The 23,944-nt window shown below is 70.8% G+C and carries 24 protein-coding genes and 1 tRNA gene; 15 read left to right on the top strand and 10 right to left on the bottom strand.

What is annotated here, in order from left to right:
* Window positions 1-38: 38 nt before the first annotated feature.
* Entirely contained in the window at window positions 39-2,792 is a 2,754-nt protein-coding gene (aceE, locus tag AB0G16_RS19305) for a pyruvate dehydrogenase (acetyl-transferring), homodimeric type (RefSeq protein WP_362806358.1), read from the bottom strand.
* A gap of 522 nt (window positions 2,793-3,314) precedes the next feature.
* Here aceE and AB0G16_RS19300 point away from each other — a divergent pair.
* The 8 genes from AB0G16_RS19300 (at window position 3,315) to AB0G16_RS19265 (ending at window position 7,669) form a co-directional block, all read left to right on the top strand.
* Window positions 3,315-3,722, top strand: a complete 408-nt coding sequence (locus tag AB0G16_RS19300) for a secondary thiamine-phosphate synthase enzyme YjbQ (RefSeq protein ID WP_362806356.1) — start codon at window positions 3,315-3,317, stop codon at window positions 3,720-3,722.
* Window positions 3,723-3,845: 123 nt separating this feature from the next.
* Window positions 3,846-4,274 carry a DUF3052 domain-containing protein gene (locus AB0G16_RS19295; protein ID WP_362806354.1) on the top strand — a complete coding sequence of 143 codons (429 nt, stop codon included), beginning with the start codon at window positions 3,846-3,848 and terminating at the stop codon, window positions 4,272-4,274.
* Window positions 4,275-4,384: 110 nt separating this feature from the next.
* Window positions 4,385-4,843, top strand: a complete 459-nt coding sequence (locus AB0G16_RS19290) for a peroxiredoxin (RefSeq protein WP_362806352.1) — start codon at window positions 4,385-4,387, stop codon at window positions 4,841-4,843.
* 58 nt (window positions 4,844-4,901) lie between these two features.
* Complete coding sequence (locus AB0G16_RS19285) at window positions 4,902-5,222, top strand: hypothetical protein (RefSeq protein WP_362806350.1); 321 nt, start codon at window positions 4,902-4,904, stop codon at window positions 5,220-5,222.
* Window positions 5,223-5,378: 156 nt separating this feature from the next.
* Window positions 5,379-6,398 carry an ROK family protein gene (locus AB0G16_RS19280; protein ID WP_362806348.1) on the top strand — a complete coding sequence of 340 codons (1,020 nt, stop codon included), beginning with the start codon at window positions 5,379-5,381 and terminating at the stop codon, window positions 6,396-6,398.
* A gap of 32 nt (window positions 6,399-6,430) precedes the next feature.
* Window positions 6,431-6,502, top strand: a tRNA-Val gene (locus tag AB0G16_RS19275).
* 469 nt (window positions 6,503-6,971) lie between these two features.
* On the top strand, window positions 6,972-7,334 hold the full coding sequence (locus tag AB0G16_RS19270) for a type II toxin-antitoxin system RelE/ParE family toxin (RefSeq protein ID WP_362806346.1): 363 nt from the start codon (window positions 6,972-6,974) through the stop codon (window positions 7,332-7,334).
* Entirely contained in the window at window positions 7,331-7,669 is a 339-nt protein-coding gene (locus AB0G16_RS19265; protein ID WP_362806344.1) for a helix-turn-helix transcriptional regulator, read from the top strand. Before AB0G16_RS19270 ends, AB0G16_RS19265 begins: the two co-directional genes overlap by 4 nt.
* Here AB0G16_RS19265 and AB0G16_RS19260 read toward each other — a convergent pair.
* On the bottom strand, window positions 7,594-8,103 hold the full coding sequence (locus tag AB0G16_RS19260; protein WP_362806342.1) for a type II toxin-antitoxin system RelE/ParE family toxin: 510 nt from the start codon (window positions 8,101-8,103) through the stop codon (window positions 7,594-7,596). The two genes, AB0G16_RS19265 and AB0G16_RS19260, sit on opposite strands and share 76 nt — an antisense overlap.
* 526 nt (window positions 8,104-8,629) lie before the next feature.
* Window positions 8,630-9,865, bottom strand: a complete 1,236-nt coding sequence (locus tag AB0G16_RS19255) for a cellulose binding domain-containing protein (protein WP_362806340.1) — start codon at window positions 9,863-9,865, stop codon at window positions 8,630-8,632.
* 139 nt (window positions 9,866-10,004) lie between these two features.
* Here AB0G16_RS19255 and AB0G16_RS19250 point away from each other — a divergent pair, with 139 nt between their 5' ends.
* Window positions 10,005-10,136 carry a hypothetical protein gene (locus AB0G16_RS19250; RefSeq protein ID WP_362806338.1) on the top strand — a complete coding sequence of 44 codons (132 nt, stop codon included), beginning with the start codon at window positions 10,005-10,007 and terminating at the stop codon, window positions 10,134-10,136.
* Between the two features lie 422 nt (window positions 10,137-10,558).
* Here AB0G16_RS19250 and AB0G16_RS19245 read toward each other — a convergent pair whose 3' ends face one another.
* The gene (locus AB0G16_RS19245; RefSeq protein WP_362806336.1) at window positions 10,559-11,287 is read right to left on the bottom strand and encodes a LysR family substrate-binding domain-containing protein; all 729 of its coding nucleotides are present in this window, start codon (window positions 11,285-11,287) and stop codon (window positions 10,559-10,561) included.
* Window positions 11,288-11,342: 55 nt separating this feature from the next.
* Between AB0G16_RS19245 and AB0G16_RS19240 the strand changes: the two genes are divergently transcribed.
* Window positions 11,343-11,714, top strand: coding sequence for a DUF5997 family protein (locus tag AB0G16_RS19240; protein ID WP_362806334.1), 372 nt, complete (start codon window positions 11,343-11,345; stop codon window positions 11,712-11,714).
* 96 nt (window positions 11,715-11,810) lie between these two features.
* On the opposite strand, the gene AB0G16_RS19235 is transcribed toward AB0G16_RS19240, so the two are convergent.
* Window positions 11,811-12,230: a hypothetical protein gene (locus AB0G16_RS19235; RefSeq protein ID WP_362806332.1), complete on the bottom strand. Its 420-nt coding sequence runs from the start codon at window positions 12,228-12,230 to the stop codon at window positions 11,811-11,813.
* Between the two features lie 385 nt (window positions 12,231-12,615).
* Here AB0G16_RS19235 and AB0G16_RS19230 point away from each other — a divergent pair, with 385 nt between their 5' ends.
* From AB0G16_RS19230 to AB0G16_RS19220, 3 genes are all read left to right on the top strand, one after another.
* The gene (locus AB0G16_RS19230; RefSeq protein WP_362806330.1) at window positions 12,616-14,676 is read left to right on the top strand and encodes a hypothetical protein; all 2,061 of its coding nucleotides are present in this window, start codon (window positions 12,616-12,618) and stop codon (window positions 14,674-14,676) included.
* A gap of 128 nt (window positions 14,677-14,804) precedes the next feature.
* Complete coding sequence (locus tag AB0G16_RS19225) at window positions 14,805-15,698, top strand: sulfotransferase domain-containing protein (protein WP_362806328.1); 894 nt, start codon at window positions 14,805-14,807, stop codon at window positions 15,696-15,698.
* A 202-nt stretch (window positions 15,699-15,900) separates the two neighbouring features.
* A complete protein-coding gene (locus tag AB0G16_RS19220; protein ID WP_362806326.1) occupies window positions 15,901-16,059 on the top strand; it encodes a hypothetical protein in 159 nt (52 codons plus the stop codon).
* 295 nt (window positions 16,060-16,354) lie between these two features.
* Here the strand turns inward: AB0G16_RS19220 and AB0G16_RS19215 are convergent, their stop codons facing one another.
* Window positions 16,355-18,184, bottom strand: a complete 1,830-nt coding sequence (locus AB0G16_RS19215) for an RICIN domain-containing protein (RefSeq protein WP_362806324.1) — start codon at window positions 18,182-18,184, stop codon at window positions 16,355-16,357.
* 553 nt (window positions 18,185-18,737) lie between these two features.
* On the opposite strand from AB0G16_RS19215, the gene AB0G16_RS19210 reads away from it, so the two are divergent.
* On the top strand, window positions 18,738-20,024 hold the full coding sequence (locus AB0G16_RS19210; protein WP_362806322.1) for a hypothetical protein: 1,287 nt from the start codon (window positions 18,738-18,740) through the stop codon (window positions 20,022-20,024).
* Window position 20,025: 1 nt separating this feature from the next.
* Here the strand turns inward: AB0G16_RS19210 and AB0G16_RS19205 are convergent, their stop codons facing one another.
* Window positions 20,026-20,601: a peroxiredoxin-like family protein gene (locus AB0G16_RS19205; RefSeq protein WP_362806320.1), complete on the bottom strand. Its 576-nt coding sequence runs from the start codon at window positions 20,599-20,601 to the stop codon at window positions 20,026-20,028.
* Window positions 20,602-20,670: 69 nt separating this feature from the next.
* Here AB0G16_RS19205 and AB0G16_RS19200 point away from each other — a divergent pair, with 69 nt between their 5' ends.
* Entirely contained in the window at window positions 20,671-21,294 is a 624-nt protein-coding gene (locus tag AB0G16_RS19200; RefSeq protein WP_362806318.1) for a TetR/AcrR family transcriptional regulator C-terminal domain-containing protein, read from the top strand.
* Window positions 21,295-21,388: 94 nt separating this feature from the next.
* On the opposite strand, the gene AB0G16_RS19195 is transcribed toward AB0G16_RS19200, so the two are convergent.
* Genes AB0G16_RS19195 through AB0G16_RS19185 form a run of 3 tightly spaced genes read right to left on the bottom strand, consistent with a single transcriptional unit; the run spans window position 21,389 to window position 23,930 of the window.
* On the bottom strand, window positions 21,389-22,126 hold the full coding sequence (locus AB0G16_RS19195) for a sulfite exporter TauE/SafE family protein (protein ID WP_362806316.1): 738 nt from the start codon (window positions 22,124-22,126) through the stop codon (window positions 21,389-21,391).
* A gap of 46 nt (window positions 22,127-22,172) precedes the next feature.
* Complete coding sequence (locus tag AB0G16_RS19190; RefSeq protein WP_362806449.1) at window positions 22,173-22,658, bottom strand: GNAT family N-acetyltransferase; 486 nt, start codon at window positions 22,656-22,658, stop codon at window positions 22,173-22,175.
* A gap of 57 nt (window positions 22,659-22,715) precedes the next feature.
* On the bottom strand, window positions 22,716-23,930 hold the full coding sequence (locus AB0G16_RS19185) for an ROK family protein (protein WP_362806314.1): 1,215 nt from the start codon (window positions 23,928-23,930) through the stop codon (window positions 22,716-22,718).
* Window positions 23,931-23,944 lie beyond the last annotated feature (14 nt).

Here is a 23,944-nt window from a genome sequence, read left to right as displayed (position 1 = left end):
CGGGCTCCCCAGGAAAAGGAGAACCCGCCCGGACAGGATCACACACCCATGGACTGGGTGTCGTTGCTCTCGGCGCCTCCGGCCTCGGTCACGCCGTTCTTCAGGTGGTACATGGCGATGGCGTCGCCCAGCACCTCCGGGTCGAGCTCGCCGCGCCCGACGAGCTGGGTGAGCACGGCCAGCGTGATCGACGCGGCGTCCACGTGGAAGTGGCGGCGCAGCGCCGAACGGGTGTCCGACAGGCCGAACCCGTCGGTGCCGAGCGAGCTCCAGTCGCCGGGCACCCACTGGGCGATCTGGTCCTGGACCGCCCGCATGTAGTCGCTGACGCCCACGAACGGCCCCTGGGCCTGCGAGAGCGCCTGGGTGACGTACGGCACCCGCTTCTCGGCGTCGGGGTTGAGCAGGTTGTGCTCCTCGGCGGCGAGCGCGTCGCGGCGCAGCTCCGCCCAGGAGGTCGCCGACCACACCTCGGCCGCCACGCCCCAGTCCTCGGCCAGCATCCGCTGGGCCTCCATGGCCCACGGCCCGGCCACGCCCGAGGACAGGATGTTGGCCTTCGGCGCCGATCCGGACACGGCCGGAGCCGCGGCGAACCGGTAGAGGCCCTTGAGCAGGCCCCGCACGTCCAGGCCCTCGGGCTCGGCGGGCTGGGGGTAGGGCTCGTTGTAGACGGTCAGGTAGTAGAAGATGTTCTCCGGCTGCTCGCCGTACATCCTCCGCAGGCCGTCCTTGACGATGTGGGCCACCTCGAACCCCCAGGAGGGGTCGTAGGAGACCGCGGCCGGGTTCGTCGAGGCGATCAGCGGGGTGTGACCGTCCTCGTGCTGCAGGCCCTCGCCGTTCAGCGTGGTACGGCCGGCCGTCGCGCCGAGCAGGAAGCCCCGGCCCATCTGGTCGGCCATCTGCCACATCTGGTCACCGGTGCGCTGCCAGCCGAACATCGAGTAGAAGATGTAGATCGGGATCATCTGCTCGCCGTGCGTGGCGTACGACGAGCCCACCGCGATCGCCGAGGCCATCGACCCGGCCTCGCTGATGCCCTCGTGCAGGATCTGACCCTCGGTCGACTCCTTGTACGACAGCAGCAGCTCGCGGTCGACCGCGTCGTAGGTCTGCCCGTGCGGCGAGTAGATCTTCGCCGTCGGGAAGATCGCGTCGAGACCGAAGGTGCGCGCCTCGTCCGGGATGATCGGCACGAACCGGTTGCCGATCTCCTTGTCGCGCATGAGGTCCTTGAGCAGGCGGACGAACGCCATCGTGGTGGCGACGTTCTGCTTGCCCGACCCCTTCTTCAGCTGCGCGTACGCGGCGTCGCCGGGCAGCGTGACCGGCTTGGCGCGCACCACCCGCTTGGGCAGGAAGCCACCCAGCGCGGCGCGGCGCTCCTTCATGTACTGGATCTCGGGGTCGTTCTCGCCCGGGTGGAAGTAGGGCGGGAGGTCGGCCTCGAGCGCGGAGTCGGGGATCGGCAGGTAGAGCCGGTCGCGGAACTCCTTCAGGTCGGCCTTGGACATCTTCTTCATCTGGTGCGTGGCGTTGCGCGCCTCGAAGTCCTTGCCCAGCGTCCAGCCCTTGATGGTCTGGGCGAGGATGACCGTCGGCTGGCCGACGTGCTCGCGGGCCGCCTTGTAGGCCGCGTACACCTTGCGGTAGTCGTGACCGCCGCGGGAGAGCTTGCGGATCTCCTCGTCGGACAGGTGCTCGACCATCTTGCGCAGGCGCGGGTCGTCACCGAAGAAGCTGTCCCGGATGTACGCGCCGTCCTCGACCGAGTAGGTCTGGAACTGCCCGTCCGGGACCGTGTTCATCTTGTTGACGAGCACGCCGTCGACGTCGGCCGCCAACAGCGGGTCCCAGTCGCGGCCCCAGACGACCTTGATGACGTTCCAGCCGGCGCCCCGGAAGTACGACTCCAGCTCCTGGATGATCTTCCCGTTGCCCCGCACCGGCCCGTCCAGGCGCTGCAGGTTGCAGTTGATCACGAAGGTGAGGTTGTCGAGCTCCTCGCGGGCGGCCACGCCGATCGCGCCGAGCGACTCGGGCTCGTCCATCTCGCCGTCGCCGAGGTAGCACCAGACGTGGCTGCGGCTGGTGTCCTTGATCTTCCGGTTCAGCAGGTAGCGGTTGAACCGGGCCTGGTAGATCGCCCCGATCGGGCCGAGGCCCATGGAGACCGTGGGGAACTCCCAGAAGTCGGGCATCAGGCGCGGGTGCGGGTAGGAGGGCAGGCCCTTGAACCCGTGCGAGAGCTCCTGACGGAAGGCGTCGAGCTGACCCTCGTTGAGACGGCCCTCCAGGAAGGCGCGGGCGTAGATGCCCGGCGCCGCGTGCCCCTGGAAGAAGACCTGGTCCCCGGACTCGCCGTGGTCCTTGCCGCGGAAGAAGTGGTTGAAGCCCACCTCGTAGAGCGAGGCCGCCGAGGCGTAGGTGGCGATGTGCCCGCCCACGTTGGTGCGGGCGTTGGCCCGGGTCACCATGACGGCCGCGTTCCAGCGCGTGTAGGCGCGGATCCGGCGCTCGACGTACTCGTCGCCGGGGAACCAGGGCTCGCGCTCCGGCGGGATGGTGTTGATGTAGTCGGTGCTGCGCAGGCCGGGCACGCCGACCTGGTGCTCACGGGCCCGTTCCAGCAGCCGGAGCATCAGATAACGGGCTCGAGTCCGGCCTTCCGTCTTGATGACGTTGTCGAGCGACTCGAGCCACTCCTGGGTCTCACTGGGATCGACATCAGGGAGCTGGCTGGGTAGGCCGTCACTGATGATCGAGAAACGCTGGCGTCCGGAAGCCACTGGGTCTCGCCTTCCGAGGATGGACTTTTGTCTGGTGTGGGTCGTCTTCCATCCTGGTCGCTTACCCCGGAAAGTGCATCTCTACTTGCCGGTAACCAGGAGATCCCTGCTGGCAGGGGTAGGAAAGTGGCCTAGACCACCGATGGTAGGACGAATTGCTACCAAAGGTTACATCGAGGTTCCCCCTTTTTTACAGGTCCCCTCCCTGGGAATCTGTCTCGCCCCGCCCGGCCCCCTTCCAAGGCGGCCCGCCGAAACGACCGGCCGGACCGGCCGGACCGGCCGGACGGCCGTCACGAGCGCCAAGGCCTCGCCCCGTTCTTTCCTTATATATGTAACGAACGACTCTCGGCCGTCGTGCCCGTCCGGACGCCTTCCCCGCCCGGACGGGGCCGGGAGCGGGCGGTACGTCGCCGTACGAGGGGATACGGCCGGTCGGGCGCGCCGGGAAGGAGGGCCCCGGCGCTCCCGTGCCGGGGCTCGGCCGTCACCGCAGCTCAGGATGGATCGTAGGATCGGTATGTGAGATCTCAGACGATCGAGGTGGTAACGGGTTCCCGCGAACGGGTGCACGACATCACCTCCGAGTGCGAGAGCTTCGTCCGGTCATGCGGGGGCGACGGGCTGCTGAACGTCTTCGTGCCCCACGCGACCGCCGGAGTCGCCCTGCTGGAGCTGGGCTCGGGCAGCGACGACGATCTGTTGGCGGCCCTGGGGGTCCTGCTCCCGGTCGACGACAGATACAGGCATGCGCACGGATCCAGGGGGCATGGACGGTCGCATGTCATGCCGGCCCTCATTCCGCCGTACGCCACCGTCCCCGTGCTGTCGGGACGGCTCGCGCTGGGAACCTGGCAGTCCATCGCGGTGGTGGACCTCAACGTCGACAACCCGGAACGCCAGGTCCGTTTGTCATTTTTGTCGGACTGATTCATACGTAGCCCAGTCGTTGCCGTGGCGACCGTTGACGACTGAGGGTCACAGCGTGTGGACTGTGCCGAAGCACTCTGAGCACCGTGTGAATGCGGGGCCATCCAAGCAGGAGGGACAAACGTGAGCGCGACCGCGGGTCAGGCGCAAGGCGAACGCGGCCTGGCCGAACGGCTCGGCCTCAAGCCGGGTCAGGTGGTGCAGGAGGTCGGATGGGATGAGGACGCCGACGACGATCTGCGCGACTCCATCGAGGAACTGACCGGCAACGAGCTGGTCGACGAAGACTTCGAGGACGTCGTCGACATCGTGCTGCTCTGGTGGCGCGACGGTGACGGCGATCTTTTCGACGCCCTGAGCAGCGTGGTGACCAACCTCACCGACGGAGGCCAGATCTGGCTGCTCACTCCCAAGGCCGGCCGGGACGGGCACGTGGAGCCGAGCGACATCGGGGAAGACGCCACCACTGCGGGTCTCTCGCAGACCAGCAGCATCAGTGCCGCCCCCGACTGGTCGGGGACGCGTCTGGCGACGCCCAAGGCGCGCCGCTAAGGGTCCGCCCTGCCGTACGGCTCGCATGGAGCCGTACGGCAGGATGATGACGCGCGCCTCGCGCCGTCGCCGTCGAAGGAGCCGTCGTCGTCGGAGGAAAGGACCCTGCCATGGTGATCGAGGTGGGGGCCCGGGCTCCGGACTTCGAACTGCGCGACCAGCACGGCACCCCGTTCAGGCTCTCCGCCCACCGAGGCGGGAGAGTCGTACTGATCTTCTATCCCCTCGCGTTCAGCGGGGTCTGTGGCGGCGAACTCGACGCCGTCAGGGACGAGTTCCTCCCCGCCCTGCCCGGTGACGTCACGGTGGCCACCGTCTCGGTCGACTCGATCTTCGCCCACCGTGCCTGGGCGGACCGGCAGGGTTACGACTTCCCGCTTCTCTCCGATTTCTGGCCACATGGACAGGCCGCTCGGGCATACGGTGTCCTCGACGAGGAGAACGGCGTCGCGGGACGCGGGACCTTCGTCGTCGACGGCGAGGGCGTGGTCCGCTGGCGTGTCGTGAACCCGGTCTCGAAGGCCCGCGACGTCGCCGAGTACCTCAGGGCGCTCGCCGAACTTCCCTAAGCGGTGATCCGGTGGCCGCCCGCGAGGCGCCCGCCGGTCCGACCTCTCGGAGGCGATCATGCCCTGCTTCTCCTGCGGGGCCAGGCAGACCGACCCCGTACGCGGCGCCAGCCCGTGGACGCGCGGGGTACGCGACGAGACCCAGGTGCTCGTCTGCCCGGACTGCCGGCACACCCACGACGTCGATCTCGACACGTGTGCCTCGTGCGGCTCGGCCGCGCTGATCTGCCGGCTCGGCGAGGTCGAATGCCGCTCCTGCGGCGCGGTACGGCTCGCCCGGAGCGGCGCCGGCGCCGGCCGGCCGGTCGCCTCCTGCGCCCCCGGCCTGGCCGACGAGGTCGAGGCGGCCCTGGCCCGGGTCCTGCGCCGCGTCCCCTGACCGCCCGCCGCTCCTTTCCTCGATCGGCCGGGGTCGTCATCTCCGTGAGAGGGCGACCCCGGCCGATCGAGGAAAAGGACATCCGGCCCCGGGTGGCCCGCCGGGGGTGCGCTAGGGTCGGGCTCGGTCCGCCCCTTCGACCCGCTGGATGGGTGCATGAGCTCCTTCGTCGTTGCCCTGGACGTCGGTGGGACGTCGATGAAGGGCGGCCTCGTCACCCGTTCCGGCGAGATCGTCCGTACGGGCCGCCGGGCGACCCCGCGGGACCGGGGCCCGGCCGCGGTCATCGCGGAGATCCGCTCCTTCATCTCCGACCTCGCCGCCTCGGGCGGCGGCACCCCCGCCGGGGTGGGACTCGCCGTCCCCGGCCTGGTGAACGCCGACACGGCCGTCTACTCCGCCAACATCGGCTGGCGCGACGTCCCCGCCACCGGCCTCGTGCCGCTGGACGTCCCCGTCCGGCTCGGCCACGACGTGCGCACCGGGGGCCTGGCCGAGAGCGTCCTGGGCGCGGGCCGGGAGCTCGGGGACTTCCTGTTCCTGCCCATCGGCACCGGCATCGCGGGAGCCACGATCCTGCGCGGCGAGCCGTACGGCGGGACCGCGGGCTGGGCCGGCGAGATCGGCCACATCCCGGTCCTGCCCACGGGGGAGCGGTGCGCGTGCGGCCAGATCGGCTGCCTGGAGACCTACGCCTCCGCCTCGGCCGTGGCCCGCCGCTACTCCGCGCGCCTGGCCGCGTCGCCACCCCGCCCGGACACCGTCCCCGTCCTCTCGCCCGTTCCGGGGGCGGTCGCGGCCACCGGCCCGGCCCCCGTCACCGCCGAGCGGGTCGCGGCCCTGACCGCCGCCGGGGATCCGCTCGCCACCGAGATCTGGGACGACGCGGTCGAGGCCCTCTCTCTGGCCCTGGCCACCTACACGCTCCTGCTGGATCCCTCGGCCATCGTCCTGGGCGGCGGCCTCGCCGAGGCGGGCCCGCTCCTGTCCGTCCCGCTGGCCGAACGGCTCGGTGCCCGCCTCGCCTTCCGGGACGCCCCGCCCCTGCGTCAGGCCGCCCTCGGGATGTCCGCCGGGATGCTCGGCGCCGCCCTCCTGGGCTGGCGCGCGGCCGGCGTCGCCGACGCCGGCGATAGGTGGTCCGTCGATGTGCTGAAGTCCCCTCCGGTGGCGTAAGGTGTTGTCCCGTCTATCCGATGGGACCCCCGGGGCGCTTAGCTCAGCGGTAGAGCGCTCGCCTTACAAGCGAGATGTCACTGGTTCGAACCCAGTAGTGCCCACCTGTAAGCAGTGCCCACCAGGAAAAACGTCTCCCCTCTCGCCTTGGAGACAGGGCGAGAGTGATTACCGGGTGACCAACTCCTGAAGGCTTCGCCTGACTCCTCCGTGCCTGTAGGTGCGCCAGTCTGATCTACATGCGAGATGTAGCTTCGTGATGGCCGCGTTGCGATGATCGACGAGGTGCGGGGTGTTCTCGACGGGACGCTGGGCCAAGCCGGGCTGAGCGAACACGGCGAAGGCGCACCCACAAGCGTTGTGATCGGTTGGCATGGAGGGGTCTCCGATCGCGTCCTCACCTGGGTACAGTCGGCCGCTCGGGCGACTCCCACAAGATTCCTTCTCTGGGCCACTCGTGATCCCTGCCTCGAGATCTTCACATCAAGAGGAGAGGAAGGTTTTGTGGCTCTGGCAATACGCTGAGTTGCCAAAGCTCCTCTTGGATCGACATAAGAAATTTATTATGCTTGAGTGAACTGGCAGATAGTGATCGTTCCAGAGGTCCGCGACTGGCTTCACGATCTACGGAGGGTAGATCGGCAGACACTCTTGTTGGTCGCTGCGGCCTTGGATCGGGTCGCCGAGGAAGGTCCCGGTCTGGGGCGGCCCTTGGTGGACACGCTTCATGGATCAACCATCCGTAACCTCAAGGAGCTGAGGCCTGGATCCAGCGGGCGGAGCGAGGTGCGCATGCTCTTCGTCTTCGACCCTTGGCGCCAAGCTGTGTTCCTGGTCGCTGGAGACAAATCCGGCGACTGGAGCGGTTGGTATGACGTGGCGATCAAAGCAGCAGAGGTGCGTTTTACCCGGTACCTCACGGAGAGGGAGCGATGAGCGATCAGGCGGTGACATGGGAGGAACTACGTGCCGAACTTGTTCAGCCCGGTGATGAGCAGGAGGTTGCCCAACTCCGCGATGGACTCGTAGCTCGCCAGCGTGCCTATCAACTCGCTGAAGCCAGACGCAAGCTCGGTCTACGGCAGGAGGATGTCGCTCAGGCGATGGGCGTGTCACAGGCTCGTATCTCACAGATCGAGAGCGGAGTGATCAGCGAAGTGGCCACTCTGGCTGCTTACGTGACGGCGCTCGGAGGTCAGCTCAAGATCGTGGCCGACTTCGGAGACTCGGCCATGGTGCTCGATACGCCTCGCGGCCGACGTACGGGGTGATCGTGCTCACGATGGATGCCGTGGTTCCGGTGTTCTTCTCTGCCCTGTGGGCTTTCACGTTGTTGCCGCGCCGCCTGGTCGCGCCTCATATCTGAGTGACCAACCGGGTGACAACGACCCCGCACGGGGCGGATGGGCTCGGCTGATCTCAGGCGACCTTGACGGAGTGTGGGCCGACACTGATCGTCACCTCGACGCGCCCACTTGCCTGTCTTGTCTCCGGCCACGAGGAAGACCGCTTCTCTGTCGGGATCGAAGATGAAGATGATTCTAATCTCTGGCCGCCCCCGCGAGCCTGGACGGAGCTCCTTCGGGTTGTTCAGGCCGTTCGTCCTCCAACGTGTCCGCCAAGGGGCGTCCAAGGACGGGGCCGACCTCGGCGAGCCGATCGATCGTCTTCTCGACGAGGGCCGCCGAGCCCGGATCGCTCTCACAGAGTTTGAGGAACCAGGACTCCACGGGTTCCAGTAGGACGATCTCCCACGCCATCTTCAGGATATAACCCCTGCCTCATATCCAGGGCGGGGCTTCAGCCGGACCGGAGAGCCTCGTTCACAAGGCCGACTGGTCCGTTTGCATTACGGGCGCCGAGGGAATTCGCCGACGATGCGCCTGAGCAGCCACCAGGACGACAGGCTGTTCAATCGGATCGGGTGTCACGCCTCCGCGCTGTGGAGCAACGGCCGGGACGTCTGGGCGGAGGAGCCTGTCATGCCTCGTGCGCCTCCTCGTCGGCGCCTTCGATGCGGTCGGGATCGCGGGGATGATCCAGTCGTCCCCGCGATCATGAGCGCCATGCCGGTCCAGGCGGAACTCGTTCCCTCAGGTGACGCCAGGTCTCGTACGAGGACCATCGTGACGCGGGCGGGGCTCCTCGGGGAGGGACGGCTCGGCGACGCAGGGAGGGAAGGGGAGCTGTGGCACCTGGCCGATCGATGGCCACAGTGGGCCGAACAGGTGTCACGGGCGGCCGCTGCAGGTGAGGGAGGGGGGCGACGGCGTACCGCCGGCCAGAAAGCCGAAGGTCGTCGTGCCGGACGCCGGGATCGAGCCGTTGTAAGAGGCGTTCGTCACCGTTACGGCGGGGCCGTCGGCGGCCAGCGTGCCGTTCCATACCTGGCTGACCGTCTGGCCGTTGCCCGGCGTCCATCCGACGGTCCACCCGCCGATCGCCGAGCCGCCCGCCGTCACCGTGACCTCACCCTGATAGCCGCCCGGCCAGGAGTTCGTGGTGCGGTAGCTCGCGGTGCAGGCGCCCGCGGGTGGAGTGACCGAAGGCGAGGGCGACGGGGTGACCGAAGGTGAGGGCGACGGGGTGACCGAAGGTGAGGGCGACGGGCCGCCTGGCGGCACGTAGGGGCACTTGCCGCGGTACATGGAGATGCCGGTGGAGTCCATCAACGGACACAGGAACTGGGTGTACCGGGTGTCGTTGTCAACAAAGATCTTCAACCACGGGATCAGCGTCCGCATCTCGGTCGTGTTCGCCCGCGTCGCGAACAGGTGGTCCGCGCCTGTTATCTCCACCCAGGCGCTCTGTGCCGTGGCCGGGAGAGTGCCGTACAAGCCGTTGAGGTAGGACGGCGTGACCACCGTGTCCCTCTGTCCGGAGATGAACATCGTGGGCACCCGGTTCTCGGCCAGGCTCAGGTTCCCCACGGGCGAGCCGGGCGCGAGTCCGACCGCGGCCTTCAGCGAGGGCCGCCGGAGCGCCGCGGTGAGGGCGCCGGCGCCACCCGCGGAGTGGCCGACCACCGACAACCGGCCGGGGTCGACGCGGTCGCGTACCGGGCTCCGCTGAGTGAGATAGTCCAGGGCGGTGAGCAACTGGGTCGCCCTGGCGTCGGCGCCGTCGGTGCGGCTGTTGGTCTCGATTCCGATGACGACGAAGCCGAAGGACGCGAGCCAGGGGCCCATCCAGGCCTCTTCGTCGGCGAACAGGGCGGAGTAGCCGGGCACGATCGCGACCGCGCCGAAAGTCCCCTGGCCGGTGTCCGTCGGATAGTAGATCACCCCACCGCCGAGACCGTTCCCGGGCGGCACGCCGATCTGCGCGGTGGCGAAGCTCCCCCTGGTGGCGGCCACACTGGCCGAGGTGGGATCGGGGCCTCGCTGATAGGGATTGTCGGCGGCCGACGCCGGCCGGGTCGCGACCGTCACCGCGAGCAGTCCGAGGACGACGACCGCCGCAGCCATCGCACGCTTCACCCACCCGCCCTGCGGCCCGGGCTCTGATCGGACCCTCCCGGCGGCACGAGGCGCCGGGGTCTCACTCACACGTCGTCGCACTGTGGTGTTCCTTCTCTCCCGGTCGGCCCCTCGTCGGGATCAGGGCGTGACGGCCGTCGCCGAGTGGTCCTCGGCGCGGAGGTTCCGCTCCACGCCGGTCGCCTCCTCGTCCCGGCACGGGAACACACGCCGTGAGGGCGTCGTGATCGGCGGCCCCTCCATCACCACCCGGCAGTGAGGACCGCTTCGGGGACTCAGTGTGGAAACATCTTTGAAACGTGTCAATATCTGTGTAAAAGTTTCGGCGGCTCTCTCCGGCATGTATGCGTCATGTGGTGTGTCGGGGCAGGACACCGACGATGAAAGCGCCTGAAACTTTCACCACGATCTTGGAGTCGTTCGGGTGCGGAACGCCGCCGGCCGAAGGCACGCACGGTGACCGGAGTTCTGTGAACCACGGAGCCGGGCCGCGTCCACGGAGGCGGTGTGCGGGTTTTCACGGACAGCGGGTGCGTCACCGCGAAACGAGGGCGCCCGTCGCGTGATCCCGCAGGCCGCCGGCCCAGGGCCGAAGGAGCACGGAACGGTGGCCGGACCGGCCGAGCGCGCGGGGCCGCTTCCCGGCGGGCGCGGCGTCACGTGGACGCGTCCGCCCATGGGTCAGCGAGGCCGGTTGCCCCGCTTTTTGCGGCCGGTCGGCGCGGCCCGGCGGCCGGAGCCGTTCTGCGCGGGTTTCTGTGCCCGCCGCTGCGCCGGTTTCTCCGCGGGGGCGGCGGGGGTACGGCCCCGCGAGCTGTTCACCGTCCGGCCGCGGACGATGCCGATGAAGTCCTCCACCAGGTCGGTGGTCGCGTCCGCGAGCCAGCTCAGCGCGACCTGGGACTGCGGCGCGTCCGTCACCGGCCGGTACGTGAGGTCCCTGCGGTCGTGGAGGCGTGCCAGCGACAAGGGGACCACGAGGATCCCGGTGCCGGTCGACACCAGCTCGACCGCGTCCGCCGTCGTGGCCGGGCGGGTGAACGCGGGCAGCCCGGGTCGGGCCGTCCACTCGACGACGTCGTCCAGGGGGTGGAACACCTCGTCGTCGGCGAGGTCGGCGACGGACACCTCGTCGACGGCGGCCACCGCGTGGTCCTTGGGCACCACGACCACCGTGGTCTCCACGTAGAGGGGGATCACGCTGAGCCCCTCCCGGTCGACCGGCAGCCTGACGAGTCCGGCGTCGGCGCCGCCGTTCCGCAGGAGTCCCACCGCCTCGGCGGCCGGAACCGCGGCCAGGACGACCGGCACGTCGGGCGTTCTCTCGGTCCAGACGCTGACCCACTTCGCGGGTGTCACCCCGGGCACGTAGGCCAGTCGGAACGTCCTGCCGGTCTCTCCGTCGGTCACCGCCTCAGAGTACCGATGTCAGGGGAACCGGTTCCGGCTGGCTACCCTTGACGCCATGACCTCGTCCAAACCGAAGACCATCCAGACGATGAAGCCCGCGACCGCGGCCAAGAAGCTGGGTGTCCCCCTCTCGGCCACTCCCGCCGAGTTCCAGGCGGGTGTCGTCTCCAGGGACGAGCTGAACGAGTTGCGGTCGACGCCACCCGCCTGGCTCGTCGACCTGCGCCGCGACGGCCCGCACACCAAGCAGGTCATCGCCGCGAAGCTCAGGGTCTCCATCGCCGGCCTGCTCAGGGGCGGGATCACCGGACCGCTCACCACCGCCGAGATCGACGCGCTGAAAGCGGAGAACCCGGAGTGGCTGATGCGCGAGCGGTCCCTGCACGCCGAACTGCGCAAGGAAGCGTCCCGTCCCAGGCAGGGCTGACGAGCGGAGCCGGCCGGCCGAGATCCCGCGCGTCTCCGGCCCCGGACGCGCCGGCCGGCCGCCGAAGAGGCCGACCGGGACTCCGCCCGGTAGCGATCAGGATTCCACGGCGTACCGGTTCCACCGCGGATCGATCAGTGCGACGGTCCCCTCGCCGGCCAGGTTCCGCAGCGCGGAAACGAGGGTCTCGCGAGACAGGTGTTCATGACCCATGGAGTCTGCGAACATTTCCACCCTCCATGGATCGAAGATGAGCGAGCCCGGTCGAGGACCGAGGTCGACGTCGATCACCGCCCGTTCGGGGAAAGCGGTCGTCATGCGACAGCCGATTCCGTGCACGTGATAGTGCACTCCATCGGGAAGCTGCCAGATCCTGGGAGCACGACGCTGAACGACGGCCCGATGAAGCGCCCACAGGTCGTCTCCACCGGTCTGGTCCGCCATGGCCGTTCCGACGTGCCGTGACAGCTCGTCGGCACGGACCGCGAACGCCCGTACCAGCTCGGCGGCGTCCACAAGCGATCTCCCTCGTCCTCCGGGAAGCGGTGTTCCATCCCGCCCCGTCCGCCGAACGTACGGCTTCTCCGGGAGACGTGGAAGGGTGCCCGCCGGAAGCAGCGGGCCGGCGGGTGCCCGGGAGCCCGGGTCCGGGCCCGGCCCTGGACCAGGTCTGGCGCGAGGACATCGAAGGAGCGGCGGCGCGTGCGATCACCCAGGCGGTGCCCGCCGGGCAGGATCACGGCAGGCCGCTCTTCACGACCGGTTCGGGGACGGTCTTCGTGCTCTCCTGGTGGTACCTGCTGCCCGGCGAAAGCGGGGGACGGCGACGTCCCCGGCCCGGTAACCCTCCGTGCGAAGTGAGCGATCATAGGGGGAGTGCGTTCCGTACGAGGGAGAGAGCGTGCGTGTCGAGGATCTGTCCGAGGCCGAGCGCCGGGTGTGGGAGGCGTTCCCGCACGGGGAGGAGGTCGACTTCACGACGGGAGGGCCGGACGGGGACGACGTGACGGCGGGTGCGGCCTGGGGAACGGAGCGGACGGTCCGCGCCCGGGTGATCGCCGCGCTGTTGATGAACGAGCAGGTGCCGCGATCACACCGGATCCCGGCCATCCGGATCAAAGGTGCCCGGATCACCGAACGGGTGGACCTGGCCTACTCCACCATCCACCACTCGGCGCGGTTCCTCGCCTGCTTCTTCGAGCGCGCGCCGAGCCTGTACTGGGTGCGATGCCCGCAGATGAGCTTCAGGAACTCCTTCCTGCCGGGCCTGTCGGCCTCCAACGTGCACATGGACGGGCATCTGCGGCTCGACGGGTGCGTGGCCACCGGCCTGCTGGAACTGCGCGGGGCCCAGCTCGCGGGAAGCCTCACGCTGAACCGCGCGCGGATCTCCGCACCCGATGTGGCGATCGACTGCGACCGGCTCCAGACCGGGCGAGGACTGTCCGCGAAAGGCCTCCGGGTCACGGGCCAGGTTCGGCTGTCCAGCGCCCGGGTGACCGGCACGATGATCCTGGACGAGGCCGACCTCGCCGATGAGGCCGGACTGCCGCTCGACCTGGACGACCTGGTCGCCGACGGGAACGTCTTCTGCCGGAGGACGGCCGTCGCCGGGATGGTGAGCCTGCGCAACACCCGGGTGGCGGGATCGCTCAGCTTCACCGGGACCACGATCGACCATCCGGGGCAGATGGCTTTCCGCGGTTCCCGGATCACCGCGGAGGGCGGGGTGTACCTGAGCAGCGGATTCACCGCGACCGGCACGGTACGACTGGCCGACTCGAGGATCGGCCGGGAACTCAGCCTGAAGGGCGCCCGCCTGTCCACCCCCGGCGGCCACGCGCTCCAGGCCGCGGAGCTGCAGGTCGAGGGGAGCATAGACGCGCGCGGGCTCATCGCCGAGGGGCGGGTGAAGCTCTCCCAGGCCCGCGTCGCGGGATCGCTGAACCTGGCCGGCGCGAGCCTGTCCGTCACGGACCCCGACGCGCCCGGCAGGGTCACCCTCGACGCCGGCGGCATGAGTCTCGGTGGCGGGCTGTCGTGCACCGAGGATTTCCGCGCCGACGGCGCGGTTCGTCTCGTCGACGCGCGGATCGGCACGTTCGCCGATTTCGGCGGCGCCCGCCTGAGCAACCCCGGTGGCCGGGCACTGGACCTCTCGGGGGCGAGTGTCGGCGGCGGACTGGAGTGTGGGCGCGGCTTCAGCGCGGAAGGCGAGCTCACCCTGAACGGGGCCCGTCTCGGACGGCATCTGGACCTCGACGACGCGACCCTGCGCGCACCCGGCGGTCAGGCGCTGGCCGCCAGGCAACTGGAGGCTCGCGAGCTGTACCTGCGGCCGAAACGGACGCCCGAAGGTGTCGTCGATCTGCGGTACGCCCGGATCGGCGTCCTCTACGACGCCCCCGCCACCTGGTCGCCACGCCGCCAGAACGGTCTCGTCTACGACGCGCTGGACCCGATGCTGCCCGTCGCCCAACGCCTGACCTGGCTGAAGAACGACCCCGACCGGTACGTGCCGCAGCCGTACGAGCAGCTCGCCGCCATCTACCGGCGGCTGGGGCACGACGTCGACGCCCGCACCGTCCTGCTCGTCAAGCAACGGCGGCAGCGCTCCAGGCTGCCGTGGTACGCCCGCGCCTGGGGCTGGCTGCAGGACGTCACGGTCGGTTACGGCTACCGTCCCGTCCGCGCCGCCCTGTGGTTCCTGGTCCTGCTCGTCACCGGCGCCGTCGTCTTCACCCTGAACAACCCGCCCCGCGCCGAACCCGGCAAGGGTCCTGTCTTCAACGCCTTCGTCTACGCCCTGGACCTGCTGTTCCCGCTGATCGACTTCGGCCAGGAGAAGGCGTACCAGCCCACCGGCGGCGGGCAGTGGGTCGCCTACGGCCTCGTCATCGCGGGCTGGGTGCTGGCGACCACCATCGCCGCCGGCATCACCCGCTCTCTCTCCCGTCAGTGATCCCGGGACAGGTCCCGGGACGCGGTATCGTCGGGCGCTCCTGATCCCGTCGAAGAGCCGCGTCGCTCCCGGACGCCCGGTTCGTGAGCCGCGCGGGCCGGGCCGAACGCCCGGGGAGGAGAGAGCGAATGTCCGAGGAGCCTGTGCGGTACACCTCCCCCGAGGAGGACAGCGCCCGATGGGACGGGTTCCCGTTCCGGCGGGGCGACATCGTGATCAGCACGCGTTCGAAGAGCGGTACGACGTGGATGCAGATGATCTGCGCGCTGCTGGTCTTCCAGACCCCTGAGCCGCCGGCACCCCTGCCGGAGCTGTCGCCGTGGCTGGACCACCTGATCGCCCCGAGGGACGAGGCGTACGCGCGGCTCGAGGCTCAGCGGCACCGCAGGTTCGTCAAGACGCACACGCCGCTCGACGGCATTCCGATCGACGAGCGGGCCACCTACATCGTCGTGGCCCGCCACCCGCTCGACATGGCCGTGTCGCTCTACCACCAGGGCGGCAACCTCGACCGCGAGCGCATCCGTGTGCTCACGAACGGGCCGGAGCCCTCCGGCCCGCCGTCGCCGGCGCCGCCGTTGCGCGAGTGGCTGCTCCGCTGGGTGGACAAGGACGTCTCGCACCTGGCGGAGATGGACTCGCTGCCGGGGGTGATGTGGCACCTGTCGGACGCCTGGTCGCGTCGTGCCCGGCAGCCGAACGTCGTCCTGACGCACTACGACGACCTGCTGGACGATCTGGACGGCGAGATGCGCAGGCTCGCCCGGGTGCTGGGCGTCAAGGTGCCGGAGGAGGACTGGCCGGCGCTGGTCGAGGCCGCGACCTTCGCCAGCATGCGCTCCCGTGCCGGTCGGCTCGCCCCCGACCCCGCAGGCATCCTCAAGGACACCGCCGCCTTCTTCCGCCGGGGCACGTCCGGGGCGGGCCGCGAGCTGCTCACCGGCGACGAACTGCTCCGCTACCACGAGCGAGTGGCCCGGCTTGCTCCACCGGATCTCCTGGAATGGCTGCACCGCCCCTGACACCGCCGCCCGGCCGGTCGCTCCCAAGGACGCCCGGCCGGTCGCTCCCGGCGCCGCCCGGCCGGTCGTCTGAAAAATCTTGACGTCACCTGTAGTGGAGAGCCCTCCCCGTTCGTCATCCGGGTGAAGAAAGGGAAAGAAGAGTGCTCACGGACATGATCACCGCGACGACCACCACCGGTTCCACGACGGGAGCGACCCGATGAGATACCCGATGCTGGTCTGCACCGACCCGGCGTACACGCCCGGCCAGGACGACGGCGTCCCGGACGTCGAGGCCATCGACGTCGCGTCCAGGCACCCGATGGCGTGGAGGGGGATGATCGAGCTGCGGCCGTTCTGGCCCGACGGCGAGGACTGACGGTCACGACGGGAGGCGGCCGAGGCCTACCGCGCCGCGCTCGACCTCGCGCCCACCGACGCCGAACGTCGCTTCCTGCGCGAGCGGTTACGGGCCTCCCGCTGACGGCACGCGCGGCCCCCGCCGTCCCGGTCGTCCGCGCCGTTCGCGCCGTTCAGCCGTTCGCGCCGTCCCCGCAGTCCGTGCCGTTCGCGATCGTGTGTCCGTGGCCGGCCCGAGGACGCACATCGCCGTACGGCCGCCCGGGAGGAATACCGGGCGGCCGTACGGGACAGGTCAGAGCGGGGCAGGGGGATCAGACGGGGTTGAGGTACCAGATCTGGTTGCCGGCGACGATGCCGAGACCGGAGTCGGTGTTGCCGGTGATGGTCTGCTGGTCAAGGGTGGTGCCGCTGCCGGGCGGCAGGTCGAGCACCTTGCTGCTGTGCCGGTTGACCAGGTAGAACGTCCCGTCGGCGACCCGTTTGAGGGTCCACTGCTGGCTGTTGGCGCTGCCGCAGGTCGCCTGCCTGATCTGGACGCCGTTGGAGGTGCTCGCCGTGACGAGGTCCAGGCACTTGGAGCTGTTGACGTTCAGCAGCTTCCAGTACGACCCGGTGGCCTGGAGCTGCCAGCGCTGGCTGGTGGCGGTGGTCGGCGTGCTGTGCGTGACCAGCGCGCCGGACGCGGTCGAACCGCCCACGGGCTCGGCGTTGTCGCGGCTGCCGAGGCCCTGCAGGTAGTAGACGCTGTTGTTGGTCGGCGTGATGCCGGTGACCTGGTTGAACACCCACTTCTGGTTGGCCGCGCCGGTGTAGGTCTCCTGGGTGACGGGCGCGGGGTGCGCGCCGCCCGCGGTCAGGGCCAGCCCGGACAGCCAGTCGAAGATCGCGAACGTGTTCCCGCCGGTCGGCAGGTAGGCGAAGCGCATGCCGTCCTGGCCGGCGCAGGGGTACTGCAGGAGCGGCGTGCCGGGCGTGGTGCCGCTGTAGGCGCTGTCGGCGCACAGGCGGCTGCCGACGTTGATGAACTGCAGGCCGGTCGTATAGCCCATCAGCCACTTCTGGCTGGGGGTGTCGACGCGGGTGCGCTGACTCAGCTCGGTCAGCGGCGCGGTCGAGCCGCTGATGGGCTCCAGCGCGCCTCCCGTGGAGGAGTTCGTGATGACGTAGGTGTTGCCGACCTTGGGATGCGGATCGCTGTCGGCGCTGCCGCCCGCGATGAGGTAGGCGCTGTTGGCGGTGTTCCAGTGGGTGGCCAGGTAGCTCCCGGCGGTGGGGGCGGCGTTGTAGTAGTCGTCCCGGTTGCAGTCGGGCAGCCGGTAGTCGTTCCACTGCAGGCAGCTCCACGAGGGCGTGCCGCCGTAGCACATGAGGTCCCACTGGTCGAGGCAGTGCCAGCTGCCGTCGGAGTGGGGTGCGCTGATCTGCACGGCCCCGAAGGTGTGCCCCAGCTCGTGGGTGATGGCGTTCGCGCCGAAACAGCCGGGGACGGCGTCCACGCGGGCGTAGGCGCGGCCGTTGTTGAGGTTGCCGGACCCGGTCGTCAGGTCGTCGCCCTGGATCTGGCCCACGCCGCAGACCGCCGTGCCCTCGGTGAGCATCAGGTAGTGCCGGTCGTTGCTGGTGTAGCCGAGGGCCTGCACGGCGCTGATGCTGGAGTTGAAGTCGGCCAGCGAACCGGCGGGGACCACCAGGTTGCGCACGACGGCGGCGCAGCCACCGGACACGGCCGTGGTGACGTACCGGATGTGCCTGCTGCGGTTGGAGGTGGCCGCGCCGTCGTTGAACGCGTCGTCGGCGTTGGCCAGCCAGGCGCGGAACATGGGCAGGAACTGCGTGTAGCGGTTCGGCATGGACGCCTCACGCACGTACAGCACCTCGACCCGCTTGCCGCTGGTGCCGTCACCGTCGCAGGCGACCACCTGCGGGCTGACCTTCGCCTCCGTCATGGCCTTGCTCGGCGCGAGGGCCTCGGGGCCGACGCGCTGGCCGAGCTTGGCGCCGGGGAAGACGTCGGACACGACGTGGGGGCCGCTCTTGTCGGGGGGTGGTTCGGCGGCCGACGCCACCGAGGGGGAGGCGACCAGGCCCGCCGCGATGAGGCACCACGCGGCGGCCAGGGACAGGTTTCGCCTGAGCTGCATTCCGATGAACTCCGATCGGTACGAATACGCCCGTACTGGACGACTCATCGGCAATGATCACATTATAAAGATGCGATTAAGGTGGATTGTAATATTTGTCACATAGCGTTGACCTTATGAATTGTGGGCGTTCTGTCAGGCGGGAGTTACCGGTTGTAATAAATGCAGTAAATACAAACAACTATCTTTATTGGTATTGCGCACTGGTTCTGCTGTCGCGCCGGTACCCTCGCCAGGGGCAGGAGGGCGGGGCCGGGTGGTATCGCCGGTCACCGTGAGATCGGTGTCCGGTCCGGCCGCTCGGAGCCCCGACACCGTGACGATCTTCGGCGGAGCACGAATTCCGCTTCGGTGCCCTCCTTAATTCCAGGATTCTGTTTGTTAAATGCTTTTGCGTCATTTTCGGACATCGTCCTGTCGGCCGGACGGTGGATGAGGACGGCTCGGCGACGGACGCGGCCCGGGGCGCCCCCGGAGCGCCGTGACCCGGGCGTGATCGCGGAGCCGTCGTCCGCGTCGCGCCCTCCGCCGCGCCCGGCGCTACCATCGACGGATGGTCGAGCCGCCGTCGGGGCCGTCGGGGAGGCGCCGGACGGCGCGGTGGGCGCGGTGGGCGCGGCGGTCGCTCGCCGTCGTGATCGGTCTCTGCGCGCTGGCGGGGGCGGTGCGGCTGGTCGTGCCCGCCACCGCCGGGACGACCGGCGAGCCGCCCGGGGTGTCGCGGCAGCTGGCGTTCCTGCGCTCGGCGCTGGACGGCGGCGCCGGGGACGAGGCGCAGCGGCTGTTCCCCGAGGGGTACTTCTTCCTGCACGCCCTGTACGGGCTGGCCTGGGTGGAGCTGGGGGCGCGCGAACCGGCCGGCGGGCGGTCGGCGGCGCTGCGGGAGGCGCGCTGGGCGCTGGAGCGGCTGGAGTCGCCCTCCGGCCGCGCCCCGTTCAGCCCGGACCTCGTCCCGCCGTACGGCGTCTTCCACCGTGGCTGGACCAACTGGCTGCGCGGCGGGGTGCTGAGCCTGCAGCCGGCCGGGCGGCGCGATCCGGCCGAGTCACGCCGGTTCGCCGACGACTCCGCCGCGCTCGCCGAGGCGTTCGACGCCTCGGCGTCGCCCTACCTGGCGGCCTACCCGGGCCAGGCGTGGCCGGTCGACTCGACCGTGGCGATGGCGTCGCTGCGGCTGCACGACACGCTGCTGCCGCCCCGGTTCGCCGGCACGGCCGAGCGGTGGCTGGCCGGGGTGCGGGGCCGGCTCGACCCGCGTACCGGGCTGATCCCGCACCGTGTCGATCCCGGCACCGGCGAGCCGGCCGAGGTGGCCAGGGGGACCTCGCAGAGCATCGTCCACCGGTTCCTGCCCGACATCGACCCGGCCTTCGCCGCCGAGCAGTACCTGCGTTTCCGGGACCGGTACGTCACCTTCCCCCTCGGCCTGGGGCCGGCCGTCCGGGAGTACCCCGAGGGCATGGACGGCCCGGCCGACGTCGACTCCGGACCGCTCCCGCTGGGGGTGAGCCTGTCGGCGACCGCGGTCACCCTCGGCGCGGCCCAGGTCCACGGCGACGCGCCGCTCGCCGGGGCGCTGGCCGGGTACGGCGAGCTGGCCGGCCTTCCGGTGGACACCCCGTGGACCAAGCGCTACGCCTTCGGCCTGCTCCCGGTCGGGGACGCGTTCCTGGCCTGGTCCAAGACGGCGCGGCCGTGGGTGGCGCGGCCGCCGGACCCGCCGCCGGCGAGCGTCTCACGGTGGTGGCGGGTGCCGTTGCTGTCGATCCTCGTCGCGGCCGGCGTCGCGCCGTGGCTGCCCGCGCCGGTACGCCTCCACCGGCGCCGCCGGACCCGGTGAGTCACGGGGCCGTCTCCCTCCGGCCCTCGCGGGCCGCCAGCGAGAGCACGTCGGCGACCGACCACTGGTCGTAGGCGTGCTCGCCGTACCCGCACGCGATCACCCGGCCGTCGGGGGCGATCAGGAAGTCGGCGGGCAGGCCGAGCCGCCCGCCGTGCACCCGGCGGGCCGGTAGGCGCTCCCGCCCGCGGGCGACCGTCCACAGGCCGCGCGCGATGGCCCTGACGATCGCTCCCCACACCCGGGGGTCGAGCAGCGAGCGGGGGGCCGACTCCACGCCGAACTCCGCGTACAGCCTCTTGCCGGGGTCGGCGACGACGGCGAACGGCAGGCCGGTGACGTGCCCGGCCAGTTCCTCGGCCGGGGAGTGGAAGACCACCACCTCGCGGACGCCGGCCGCCTCGATCGCGGCGTTCCCGGTGACGAAGGAGCGCAGGTGCAGGTTGCAGATCGGGCACCCGGCGAAGCGCCGGAACTGCAGGTGGACCAGGCGCGTGCGGTCCGGCAGGGAGACGGCGGGGCCGGTGACGGCGGGCAGTTCGCGAAGGGGGACGACGGAGCCGGGCTGGAGACGCATGGGGACTCCCTTTTAGGTGTACGGCATACGCTTACCATTGTAGGCGTATGTCGTACACTTTCAGCCGTCATGCCACGACCACGTTCGCTCACCCGGGACCGGATCGCCGGTGCCGCCCTCGCCGTCATCGACCGCGACGGCCTCGCCGCGCTGTCGATGCGCGCGGTCGCGGCGGAGCTCGCGATGAGCACGATGGCGCTCTACCGCTATGTCGACGACCGCCAGGAGCTGGAGGGCCTCGTCGTGGAGCTGGTGCTCGGCGGTGTCGACGTCTCGCCGCCGCCCGGGGCGTCGTGGCGTGAACGGGTCGCGGTGCTGGTCGGCAGGGTGCGCGACCACGTGGGCGCCCACCCGGGCGTCGTGCCGCTGACGATGACCCACCGGCATCGCTCCACCGGGATACTCCGCTGGTCGGAGGCGGTGCTCGGCGTCCTCGCGGAGGCGGGTGTGGACGGCCGTGCCCGGGTCGTCGCGCTTCGCGGCCTGCTGGCCTACGTGGTCGGGGCGATCCAGCTCGAACACCTGGCCTCGCTCTCGGGGCCCGGCACGGCCACCCTGGCGGGACTGCCCCGCGAGGAGTTCCCGTACATGGCCGAGACCGCGGCTCACGCGCGCCTCGTCGACGCCGACGAGGAGTTCCGCGGCGGCCTCGACCTCGTGCTGCGCGGGATCCGCGGGAGCCGCGGGGCCTGACCGGCCAGGTGTACCGCGACGAGGCCGGCCGGCTCAGAGGAGCAGGCATACCGCGGCGAGACCGGCCGGGTGTGCCGCGGCGAGGCCGATCGGCTCAGAGGAGCAGGCGAACCGCGGCGAGCACGGTGAGGCCCAGCGTGATCCGTTCGAAGAGGGTCCGGTCGATGCGGCCGATGACGGCGCGTCCCGCCGCGGCCCCGGCCAGGACGACCGGGGCGCCCAGTGCGGCGAAGACCATGGTGGAGGGCGTGATCAGCCCCAGGGCGACGCTGAACGGCACCTTGAAGGCGTTGACGGTCAGGAAGAACCAGGCGCCGGTGCCCAGCAGGCCCAGCACGGGCAGGCCCGCCGCCAGCAGGTAGACCGACATGATGGGGCCCGCGGCGTTGGCCGTCATGGTGGCGAAACCGGCGAGCACCCCCGCGAGCGCCGCCACCGGGCGGTGGTTGGCGAGCGAGTCCTCCGGCGCCCGGCGCCGGTTCCACAGGTGCACGGCGACGATCACCAGCAGGATCGTCCCGAGCAGCCGTCTCATCTGCGCGTCGTCGACCTGGCGTACCACGCCGGCACCGATCACCACCCCCACGGCGACCCACGGGAAGAGCCTGACCAGCCGGGGCCAGTCGGCGTGACGCCGGTAGGAGACCACGGCGGCCAGGTCGCCGACGAGCAGCAGCGGCAGCAGCATGCCGGTGGACTCCCTGGTCGGCAGCACCAGCGCGAACAGGGCGATCCCGACCGTCCCGGCACCGGAGACGCCGGTCTTGGAGAAGCCCACCAGGAACAGGGCGACGGCCAGCACGACCCACTGGAGGACGTCCAGGGAGGGCATCAACGGTGCCGGCGGGAGAGGGGGAGAGCGCGCGTGGCGGGAGAGGTCACAGACGACGGTACATGATGTGCAGGCCCACGAATCCCCTGGCCGGGTGCTCGAAACCCTCCGGCAGGGTGGCCACCACCTCGAACCCCAGCGCGGTCCACAGCGCCACCGCCCGGGTGTTGGTCTCCACGACCGCGTTGAACTGCATCGCCCGGTAGCCCTGGGCGCGCGCCCAGTCCAGCGCGTGCTCGCCGAGGGCCCGCCCGACGCCGCGGCCGGAGTGGACGGGGTCGACCATGAAGCTCGCGCTGGAGATGTGCGACGCGCCGCCCATGTGGTTGGGGTTCATCTTGGCGCTGCCCAGCACGGTCCCGGCGGCGTCGACCGCGACGACCGTGTGCCCCGGAGGGGCCTGCAGCCACATCCCGCGGGCCCGCTCCTCGCCGGTGTCGCGATCCCAGGTGAAGGTCTCGCCCGCCGCGACGATCTCGCGCAGAAAGGGCCAGATCGCCGGCCAGTCGTCCGCGGTGGCCGTCCTGATCATCACGCGGCCAGCATCACAGCACCGGCTCGCGGACCGCAAATCCTTTTCCGCGGGTGGTCACGCGCCGCCCCCGGTGACCGGACGGGGACGGGCCGCCAGACGGGCGTCGGCCTGGTCGGGGGCGTACACGTGCTCGACCACCGTCGTGGCGGCCCCGGCGAGCGCGGCGTGCCCGCCCAGGCCGGAGGTGACGATCTGGAGGTCGCGGGTGACCCGGGGCGGCGCCCGCCGGTACAGCAGCTCGCGGACCCCGGTGACGAAGTGCGTCTCGGCCAGGTCCCCGGCGATCATCAGGACGCCCGGGTTGAGCAGGGTGACCACGGTGACGAGCACCTCGCCGCAGCGCCGCCCGGCCTCGCGGGCCAGGCGCCCGGCGTCCGGGCAGCCCGCGTCGAGCCGGGCGCGGACGTCCGCGCCGGACGCGGCCGGCACGCCGATCGCGCTGAGCCGCCCGGCCAGGGCGCGGCCACCGGCGACCGCGGCCAGGCAGCCGTACGAGCCGCACGCGCAGCGCACGTCCGGCCGGTCGTGCAGCCGGATGTGGCCCAGGTCCCCGGCGCCGCCGTCGACCCCCCGGAAGATCCGGCCCTCCACGACGACGCCCGCGCCGATCCCGTCGGAGACCTTGACCAGCACGAACGCCGGGCAGTCCGGGAACGACGCGCGCTGCTCACCCAGGGCCGCCAGGTCGGCGCCGTTGCCGGGCAGGACCGGGACGGCGGCGTCCACGCCGGCGCGCAGGTTCAGGCGGTGCCGCATCCGCTCCGGGATCGGGTGGCCGTCCCAGCCGGGCATGACCGGCGGGCGCACGACCCTCCCCGAGGAGGTGTCCACCGGTCCCGGCAGCGCCAGGCCCACCCCGCAGACCGCCTCGGGAACGGTCCCGGCCGTCTCCAGCAGGCCGGCGAACCGGACGGCCAGCCGGTCCAGGACGCGTTCGGGGCCCTCCTCGACCGGCAGGTCCTCGGAGTGCCCGGCCAGCACGCCGCCGGCCAGGTCCAGGACGGCGGCGCGGGCCCGGGTGGCGTCCAGGTCGGCGGCGAGGACCACCGCGTGCCGGTCGTCGAACTCCAGCAGGGCGGACGGGCGGCCCCCGTCGGAGTGGCTGCCAGGGACGGCGCGCAGCCAGCCGGCGGCGAAGAGCTGGTCCAGCCGCTGGCCGACCGTGGACCGGGACAGGCCGGTCACGCGCTGGAGCTCCCCCCGGGTCCGCGCCCGCCCCGTGCGGATCAGTTCCAGGAGATGGCCCGCGCTGCTCCGGGGGGTTGCCATCCGCTACGTCCCTC

Origin of the sequence: Streptosporangium sp. NPDC023615, assembly GCF_040640155.1 — a bacterium.
In the GTDB taxonomy this organism is placed as follows: domain Bacteria; phylum Actinomycetota; class Actinomycetes; order Streptosporangiales; family Streptosporangiaceae; genus Streptosporangium.
This window is presented reverse-complemented; position numbering and strand designations above follow the sequence as displayed.

Bases quoted from the DNA above. Each gene is read 5' to 3' on its own strand.
- AB0G16_RS19290 (WP_362806352.1), top strand. From the start codon at position 4,385: ATGGTGATCGAGGTGGGGGCCCGGGCTCCGGACTTCGAACTGCGCGAC.
- AB0G16_RS19285 (WP_362806350.1), top strand. From the start codon at position 4,902: ATGCCCTGCTTCTCCTGCGGGGCCAGGCAGACCGACCCCGTACGCGGC.
- AB0G16_RS19280 (WP_362806348.1), top strand. From the start codon at position 5,379: ATGAGCTCCTTCGTCGTTGCCCTGGACGTCGGTGGGACGTCGATGAAG.
- AB0G16_RS19265 (WP_362806344.1), top strand. From the start codon at position 7,331: ATGAGCGATCAGGCGGTGACATGGGAGGAACTACGTGCCGAACTTGTT.
- AB0G16_RS19255 (WP_362806340.1), bottom strand. From the start codon at position 9,865: ATGGCTGCGGCGGTCGTCGTCCTCGGACTGCTCGCGGTGACGGTCGCG.
- AB0G16_RS19240 (WP_362806334.1), top strand. From the start codon at position 11,343: ATGACCTCGTCCAAACCGAAGACCATCCAGACGATGAAGCCCGCGACC.
- AB0G16_RS19225 (WP_362806328.1), top strand. From the start codon at position 14,805: ATGTCCGAGGAGCCTGTGCGGTACACCTCCCCCGAGGAGGACAGCGCC.
- AB0G16_RS19220 (WP_362806326.1), top strand. From the start codon at position 15,901: ATGAGATACCCGATGCTGGTCTGCACCGACCCGGCGTACACGCCCGGC.
- AB0G16_RS19215 (WP_362806324.1), bottom strand. From the start codon at position 18,184: ATGCAGCTCAGGCGAAACCTGTCCCTGGCCGCCGCGTGGTGCCTCATC.
- AB0G16_RS19210 (WP_362806322.1), top strand. From the start codon at position 18,738: ATGGTCGAGCCGCCGTCGGGGCCGTCGGGGAGGCGCCGGACGGCGCGG.
- AB0G16_RS19205 (WP_362806320.1), bottom strand. From the start codon at position 20,601: ATGCGTCTCCAGCCCGGCTCCGTCGTCCCCCTTCGCGAACTGCCCGCC.
- AB0G16_RS19200 (WP_362806318.1), top strand. From the start codon at position 20,671: ATGCCACGACCACGTTCGCTCACCCGGGACCGGATCGCCGGTGCCGCC.
- AB0G16_RS19195 (WP_362806316.1), bottom strand. From the start codon at position 22,126: ATGCCCTCCCTGGACGTCCTCCAGTGGGTCGTGCTGGCCGTCGCCCTG.
- AB0G16_RS19190 (WP_362806449.1), bottom strand. From the start codon at position 22,658: ATGATCAGGACGGCCACCGCGGACGACTGGCCGGCGATCTGGCCCTTT.
- AB0G16_RS19185 (WP_362806314.1), bottom strand. From the start codon at position 23,930: ATGGCAACCCCCCGGAGCAGCGCGGGCCATCTCCTGGAACTGATCCGC.